The organism is Pseudoalteromonas sp. H71 (genome assembly GCF_001468485.1).
GTDB lineage: Bacteria > Pseudomonadota > Gammaproteobacteria > Enterobacterales > Alteromonadaceae > Pseudoalteromonas.
The window spans coordinates 134,961-141,811 of record NZ_LODI01000024.1 but is presented as its reverse complement, the minus strand read 5'-3'; the positions used below and the strand labels follow the sequence as shown (position 1 = coordinate 141,811).

Below are 6,851 nucleotides of genomic sequence, written 5' to 3'. Positions count from 1 at the left end.
TCAGAGCTTTGGTTACCGTCAAGGTTATAAAGCGTGCCTACAAATCCCTGTGGTGTAATACTAATATAAGCATTAGGCGCTAAATTTCGCTCTTTATCGTGAATAATAATAACATCAGGAATACTCACACTTTTAGCGTCGCTAACCACTAACTGAATAATGAAATCACCTTCAACATCAGGCGTTAAGTCAGGGTTGGCAGAAGTTGCATTGTTCAGTTGTGCAACGCTCCCTGCGGGTCTGCTTACAATTGCCCAGCTATACGATAATATGTCGCCATCAGCATCACTCGACCCTGACCCATCGAGTACAAACTTAGCACCTAAATCAACTTGTATATCGCGCCCTGCATCCGCCACTGGTAATGTATTTTTTGCAGCATCACGAACAATAACCACATCACTATCACGCTGGCCCAATGCATCCGTTACGGTTAATTGCGCAACATAATCACCTGAGCGATCTGGGGTAAGCGAAGCAATAGGACGGTTCGCATCCATAATAGTGCTACCACTACCTGCCGGGCTAGACAATAAAACCCATTGGTAACTGAGTGCTTGTAACTCAGGATCACTCGATAAAGAACCATCTAGTTTGACTGATGACCCCGTGCCGGCGGATTGGTCATTTCCGGCATTAGCAGTCGGTGGTAAATCCTTATCAGTAACAATCACGGTCGCAGGTGAACTCGTTAGTACACCATCGGAAACAACAAGCTGAAAAATAAAGTCCCCCGCTAAGTCTGGTGTAAATGACGGGGCAACAACGTTGGAGTCAGACAGCGTGACTGCACTACCTGTTGGTATCGAAATAATACTCCATTGATAACCTAACCCACTCTCTTCAGGATCACTAGAACGTGAGCCATCCAGGTGAATAATTTGACCTGTAGAAGCAAGTTGCGAAGGACCGGCATTCGCAGTTGGCGGAAGGTTAGACGTTGAGATAGTCACTGTACTTGCGGTACTTAAATATTGCCCATCGTAAACTATAAGCTGAACGACGTAGTCGCCACTTACGTCTGGCGTTATAACAGGATGAAAAGAATCAATATCTGATAATTGCGCCAAAGACGCCTTTGGTTTGGAAATAATAGACCAACGAGGTTGAATGCTATCGCCATCACCATCTATCGATGCAGAACCATCAAGGTGTATAACTTGACCAATTTGACCACTTAAATGACGACCTGCGTCTGCAATAGGCGCTTGATTTGTGCGATGTAAAATGACACTACTTGGACTACTATCATAAACGCCATCATTTACTGTTAAAGAGACAACATAATCACCGGCTACATCTGGGCTTAATGTTGAAATAACAGACGTTGCATTCTGGATTTCAACTGTACTTCCAACTGGAGCTGATACTATTCGCCATTGATAACTCAATGCGTTTCCATCAGCATCGCTAGAACCCGAACCATCAAATCGGATGGTTTTTCCAACCTCATAGGTCTGGTGAGCTCCTGCATTTGCTACAGGTGCGACGTTGGTATCGCTTATTAAAACAGTATCGGCAGCGCTCTGTAAAACACCATCACTAACAATAAGTTGTACCTGATAGTCACCTGCAATATCTGGTGTTAATAGAGCAAAAGGGCTAGTAGCATTTGTAATAGCGGCATTACTACCTGCAGGGCTACTAATAACTGACCACTCATAAGATAGTTGGTCACCATCACTATCTGAGCTTCGGCTACCATCTAACATAACTGGTTGACTGCCAGATACCCGACGGTCAGGACCCGCATTCGCTACTGGCATTGAATCGGTATCACTAATAATAACTGTACTGGGAGCACTATCAATTGTTCCATTATTTACAACAAGCGCTACTTCATAACTTCCTGCTTCATCAAGAAAAAGGCTTGGAAATGGAGATGCTGTATCACTTAATTCGCTCGTACTACTTGGCGGCGCGCTAACAATGCTCCAGCTGTAGGTCAAAGCAGCGCCATCAGGGTCATATGAACCACCGCCATTTAGAACTACCGTTGCTCCTTTTTGCAATTGCACAGAATGGCCTGCATTTGCAATGGGTATAACGGCATCTGTACCTGCATTAGTACCACCGTCTACTGGGTTATCCGATGTATCGCTACCGCAGCCATTCAACAAAAAGATTAAAAAGAGCAAAAATATACGCATAGTGTAATTTCCTCAAACAAGCCAAGCATTTATTAACTAGATTTTTAGCTTAGACAAAGAAATAATTTTTGTACAATTAGAGCTAGAAGTTAAAGGTTGAATAACAAAAAATTAATTTAAATGAGCCAGCAAAAAACCGCCTTATGGCGGTTTTTTTGTTTAACGGCTAAAAAGGACGTTATTTACGCTTTTAATTGGTTACCTATAGGCAGTTGCCTAATGCGCTTACCACAAGCTGCAAAAATAGCGTTACACAATGCAGGAGCATAAACCGGCGTTGCGGGCTCGCCTACGCCTGCTGGTGGTGCATCGCTTTGTATTATTTCTACTTCTACCTCTAGTGGTGAATCGCTCATACGCGGTACGCGGTAATCATGAAAATTACTTTGCTGCACGCGGCCTTTATCAAAAGTAATACCATCGCTAATTGCAGTGGTAATCCCGTAAATAGAGCCACCTTGCGTTTGGTTTTTAACGGTATCGGTATTTACAACCGTACCCGCATCAATAGCCACCCACGATTTAATCACGTTTAAGTCGCCAGCATCAGATACTTCTACCTCTACAACCGTTGCCACATACGTTAGAAAGCTGCGGTGCGCTGCAATGCCTAACCCGCGCCCTTTTGCCAGTGTTCTCCCCCAATTTGCCATACTCGCTGCTTTTTCAATAACATGACGCAAACGGCTTATTTCAAGTGGATAAACCGCTTTATCGCCACCGTAGTTATTATAGTTTGCGTTCTGGCTTGCGAAATCGATAGTACGCGCTGGCCCAATGGTTTCCAATAAATAATCTTTTGAGTCTTTACCCGCCTTGTGGGCAGCCTCATTTATAAATGACTGCACGGCAAACGCATGGAAAATATTTGTGACCGAGCGCATCCAGCCTATTCGGGCTTTTGCTGGTGCTTCACCTCGTTCCAGTTTCATATTGGGTGTTAAAATTGGATTATCAGTAAAACCTAGGTCTAGCTCAAAGCCACCAGGTGCAGATGCCCCTTCTTGAAAGGTAGACATAATTGGCGAAAACGCCGTGCGATGCAAGTAAGCCTCAATATTACCTTTTTCATTGAGTGACGCTTCAATATGTTGAGCCGATACCGCATGATAAAAACTGTGTTGAATATCATCCTCTCGCGTCCATTGTACGCGTATAGGTTGCCCTACTTTCATTGAAATGTAGGCGGCCTCTGCCGAAAAATCAGGTTTTGATTTACGCCCAAACCCGCCACCTAACATGGTGACATGTACGTTAATTTTACTCTCGTCCATACCCAGTAGTGCGGCCACAGTTTTCATATCGGCTTGCGGGTTTTGCGTTGCAGCCCAAATATCTACACTGTCTTTATTGTACATTGCCGTGGCGCAAGGTGGCTCCATAGGTGCTTGAGTTAAATGCGGCGCGTAATAGTCGGCAACTAATTTATTGCTCGATTTAGCCAACACGCCCATGGTATCGCCTTTTTCGCGCACATGCGCTTGCGGCTCACTCACTGTTTGCAGTAACGACTTTTTAAAGCTCTCTGAATTATAATCGCCGTTTTTACCATCATCCCACACCACTTTTAGTGCTTTACGCGCCTGCCATGCAGCCCAGGTGTTTTTAGCAACAATAGCAATGCCGCCTTTTGGCTGAAATTGCGGTGCACCTTTTGGTGCAGGCATTTCAATAACATCAACTACGCCATTAATTGCTTTAGCGGCGCTAGCATCAAACGATTTAACCACACCACCTACTACCGGCGGGCGCTCAATAATAGCCACCAGCGCTTTTGGTTCGCGTACATCGGCAGCAAATGTGGCTTTACCGGTTACTAAATCGGTTAAATCTATGTGCGCCATACCGGTATTTATATAACGCCATTCTTTACGTGTTTTAAGTGATAGCTTGTCAGGCTCAGGCGGAGTAATGCCAAGCGCGAGATCTATTAAGTCTTTGTAGGCAAGCGTTTTGCCTGAGCTGTGGGTAACCACGTGCTGATTAGCTGTACAGGTTTGCGGCTCAACTTTCCAATATTTAGCAGCTGCGTGCTGCATCATATAACGTACGCTTGCGCCCATTTCGCGCAGGCGCTGCATGTTGTAGCGAATACTGCGCGAGCCATCGGTATTTTGATCCCCGTATTTAGGGTCGCCTTTACCTTGAATAACCACTACTTTATCCCACGCAGCTTCCATTTCGTCTGCCACAATTTGAGCAATGGCGGTACGAATTTGTTGGCCCATTTCAGAGCGGTGACAGGTTATTTCAACCATGCCATCGGGGCGCAGTGCTATGAATAAGTTGGCACGCTTTGCTTGCTCAGAGGGTTGTTCTAACACGCCTGCAAACGCTCTTGGAGCACTGCCTACAAAGTAAGTGCCTAATACTAATGCACCTATTGCGCTGGTTTTTAAAAATTGGCGGCGGTTTAGGTCAAAGTACGTATTGTCGTTTTTCATACTTCTTCCCCTTGCTCATTTGGGTCAAAATATTCAACGCCCGCAATAGTTTTAGCCGCCGACTTAATCGCTTTATGAATACGTGGGTATGTACCACAACGACAAATATTGCCCGACATATTACTCACTATTTCATCATCAGTTGGATTGGGGTTAGCTGCTAACAAGCTTGCCGCTTGCATTATTTGCCCGCACTGACAAAACCCACACTGCGGCACTTTATGCTCAACCCAGGCTTTTTGCACAGGATGGTCGCCTTGCTCGCTTAATCCTTCAATAGAGGTAATATTGCGCCCTACTACAGCCGATACCGGTAATACACACGAGCGCTGCGCTACGCCATCAATATGTATAGTGCACGCACCACACTGCGCCATACCACAACCAAACTTAGGCCCGGTTAAATTTAATTCATCTCGAAGATACCAAAGCACAGGCGTTGACGGATCGCCTGTAAACTCATGTTTATTACCATTAACGGTAAGCGTGATCATATTTAACTCCTTGGCAAAGCGCTTTAAAGGAATGCCTTGTTGCGCGAGAACGGTTTGAATACTTGCTACTTTTTTAGCCTACCACTTAGCATTGGTTTATTGAAATTTTTATCGGTAAGTGGCTGTAATAAGCTTTGGCAAGTCGCTAAACGCAAAAACCGCCCTATGGCGGTTTTATGCATAAACTAAATGCTCGTTATTTAGTTAGTGCTAACTTAACCGCGGCCTGCGCATGAATTTGCGTGGTATCGTAAAGCGGCACGGTTGTATGTTGCGGCTCTACCAATAAAGCAATTTCAGTACAGCCTAAAACAATGGCCTGTGCGCCTTTTTCAAACATCCGCTCAATAATATTTATAAACTCAGTTCGCGCTTCTTCATTAATAATGCCTTGGCATAACTGATTATAAATTATGTCGTGTACACGCGCTCGCTCATTAGGCTCGGGTATTAACACTTCAATGTTATGCTTATCGGTTAACCGCCCTTTGTAAAAGTTTTGCTCCATTGTAAATTGCGTGCCCAACAACCATACTCGCGTTATTTTATCGTGTTTTAACTGATCTGCGGTTGCGTCAGCGATATGTAAAATAGAAATACTAAGATTACTGGCGATATGGTCAGCCACTTTGTGCATGGTGTTGGTGCAAATAAGTAAAAAATCAGCACCAGCTGCCTCTACTGATTTAGCCGCCTCGGTAAGTAACTTAGCTGTTTGTGGCCAATCACCTTGGTGCTGCAGCGTTTCAATTTCTGCAAAATCAACACTCACCATACAAATTTTGGCACTATGCAGCCCGCCCAGCGCATCTTTTACGCCCAGGTTTAACGCTTTGTAATAAATAGTAGTTGACTCCCAACTCATACCACCAAGCATACCAATCGTTTTCATAAAATTGCCTTTTAGTTTACTAAAAAAACTAAGCAGTTATCCCAAGATATCTTAATTAGCTGAGGGAGTAAGCTATAGCTATTTTTTAATGCCTCTTTCGGTTTTACAAACGATTACAATAGCGGTAATAAAATTAAAGAAAATACCAAGAACAAACCAAAGTAAAGCACTTCGGCCTGTAGATTTAGCCCACCAAGCACTGAAAAAAGCAAAAAATAATACAGCCAATGCACTACGATTAAATTCCTCTTCTAACTTTTCTGTGTCGTAAGACAAGCTCGATAACTTACTTTCTAACTCGTTGACCTTTTTAGTTAATAGCATAATTTTTTCACTTTGCTCATTTTGTGCAGTGACTGTTTCTATAGGCTGAGCGTATGCCAATAATGAGCTTGCAACCCATATCATAATGCAGAGTATAAATTTCATTTTATTCCTTTAAATTATTTAAACTTAAACAGGTAATTAACCAAATTACGTTAATTGAGGTTGGGATAAAAAACCAGTATTTAAAGCTTTTCTTTGTTTATTAAAGCTCTTTCTTTAACTGCAGATTGGCGAATAAAAAACATTATTACGCAGCCTGCAATATTCCCACCTATTAATAAGTTGGGTATGGCTAAAATAGTTATTTGATTAACTTTTCTCTTATATACAGCCCATAAATGCCAAAAAGCATAACGGTAAAGGCCACCCACTGCAAAAGCTAAGGCATGCACACTTCCCTTTTTAAGAACAATAAATACCATCCCAGAAGCAAGAATTAGTAAAGTCCAGATAGTTGACAGGCAAAAAGCAAGACGCGACCCCATTCTTTTACTTTTATTCTATGAACTTGGAACTTTGGCTTCAAAAGCAGCCAAAAATAAAG

General features: G+C 43.1%; 6 protein-coding genes. All 6 read right to left on the bottom strand.

Going from position 1 to position 6,851, the window contains the following annotated elements:
- On the bottom strand, nucleotides 1-2,150 hold a 2,150-nt coding region (locus tag ATS71_RS11880; RefSeq protein ID WP_235591477.1), incomplete at its 3' end, for a PKD domain-containing protein.
- Between the two features lie 182 nt (nucleotides 2,151-2,332).
- A complete protein-coding gene (locus ATS71_RS11875; RefSeq protein ID WP_058405014.1) occupies nucleotides 2,333-4,594 on the bottom strand; it encodes a xanthine dehydrogenase family protein molybdopterin-binding subunit in 2,262 nt (753 codons plus the stop codon).
- Complete coding sequence (locus ATS71_RS11870; RefSeq protein WP_006791476.1) at nucleotides 4,591-5,088, bottom strand: (2Fe-2S)-binding protein; 498 nt, start codon at nucleotides 5,086-5,088, stop codon at nucleotides 4,591-4,593. Before ATS71_RS11870 ends, ATS71_RS11875 begins: the two co-directional genes overlap by 4 nt.
- Nucleotides 5,089-5,284: 196 nt before the next feature.
- Entirely contained in the window at nucleotides 5,285-5,980 is a 696-nt protein-coding gene (locus tag ATS71_RS11865) for an aspartate/glutamate racemase family protein (protein WP_058405013.1), read from the bottom strand.
- A gap of 78 nt (nucleotides 5,981-6,058) precedes the next feature.
- Nucleotides 6,059-6,409 carry a hypothetical protein gene (locus ATS71_RS11860; RefSeq protein ID WP_058405012.1) on the bottom strand — a complete coding sequence of 117 codons (351 nt, stop codon included), beginning with the start codon at nucleotides 6,407-6,409 and terminating at the stop codon, nucleotides 6,059-6,061.
- 80 nt (nucleotides 6,410-6,489) lie between these two features.
- Complete coding sequence (locus ATS71_RS11855; protein ID WP_138527501.1) at nucleotides 6,490-6,792, bottom strand: hypothetical protein; 303 nt, start codon at nucleotides 6,790-6,792, stop codon at nucleotides 6,490-6,492.
- Between the last annotated feature and the right edge of the window lie 59 nt (nucleotides 6,793-6,851).

Excerpts from the sequence above, each read along its gene's own strand:
- ATS71_RS11860 (WP_058405012.1), bottom strand. The coding sequence starts at position 6,409 with ATGAAATTTATACTCTGCATTATGATATGGGTTGCAAGCTCATTATTG.
- ATS71_RS11865 (WP_058405013.1), bottom strand. The coding sequence starts at position 5,980 with ATGAAAACGATTGGTATGCTTGGTGGTATGAGTTGGGAGTCAACTACT.
- ATS71_RS11855 (WP_138527501.1), bottom strand. The coding sequence starts at position 6,792 with ATGGGGTCGCGTCTTGCTTTTTGCCTGTCAACTATCTGGACTTTACTA.
- ATS71_RS11870 (WP_006791476.1), bottom strand. The coding sequence starts at position 5,088 with ATGATCACGCTTACCGTTAATGGTAATAAACATGAGTTTACAGGCGAT.
- ATS71_RS11875 (WP_058405014.1), bottom strand. The coding sequence starts at position 4,594 with ATGAAAAACGACAATACGTACTTTGACCTAAACCGCCGCCAATTTTTA.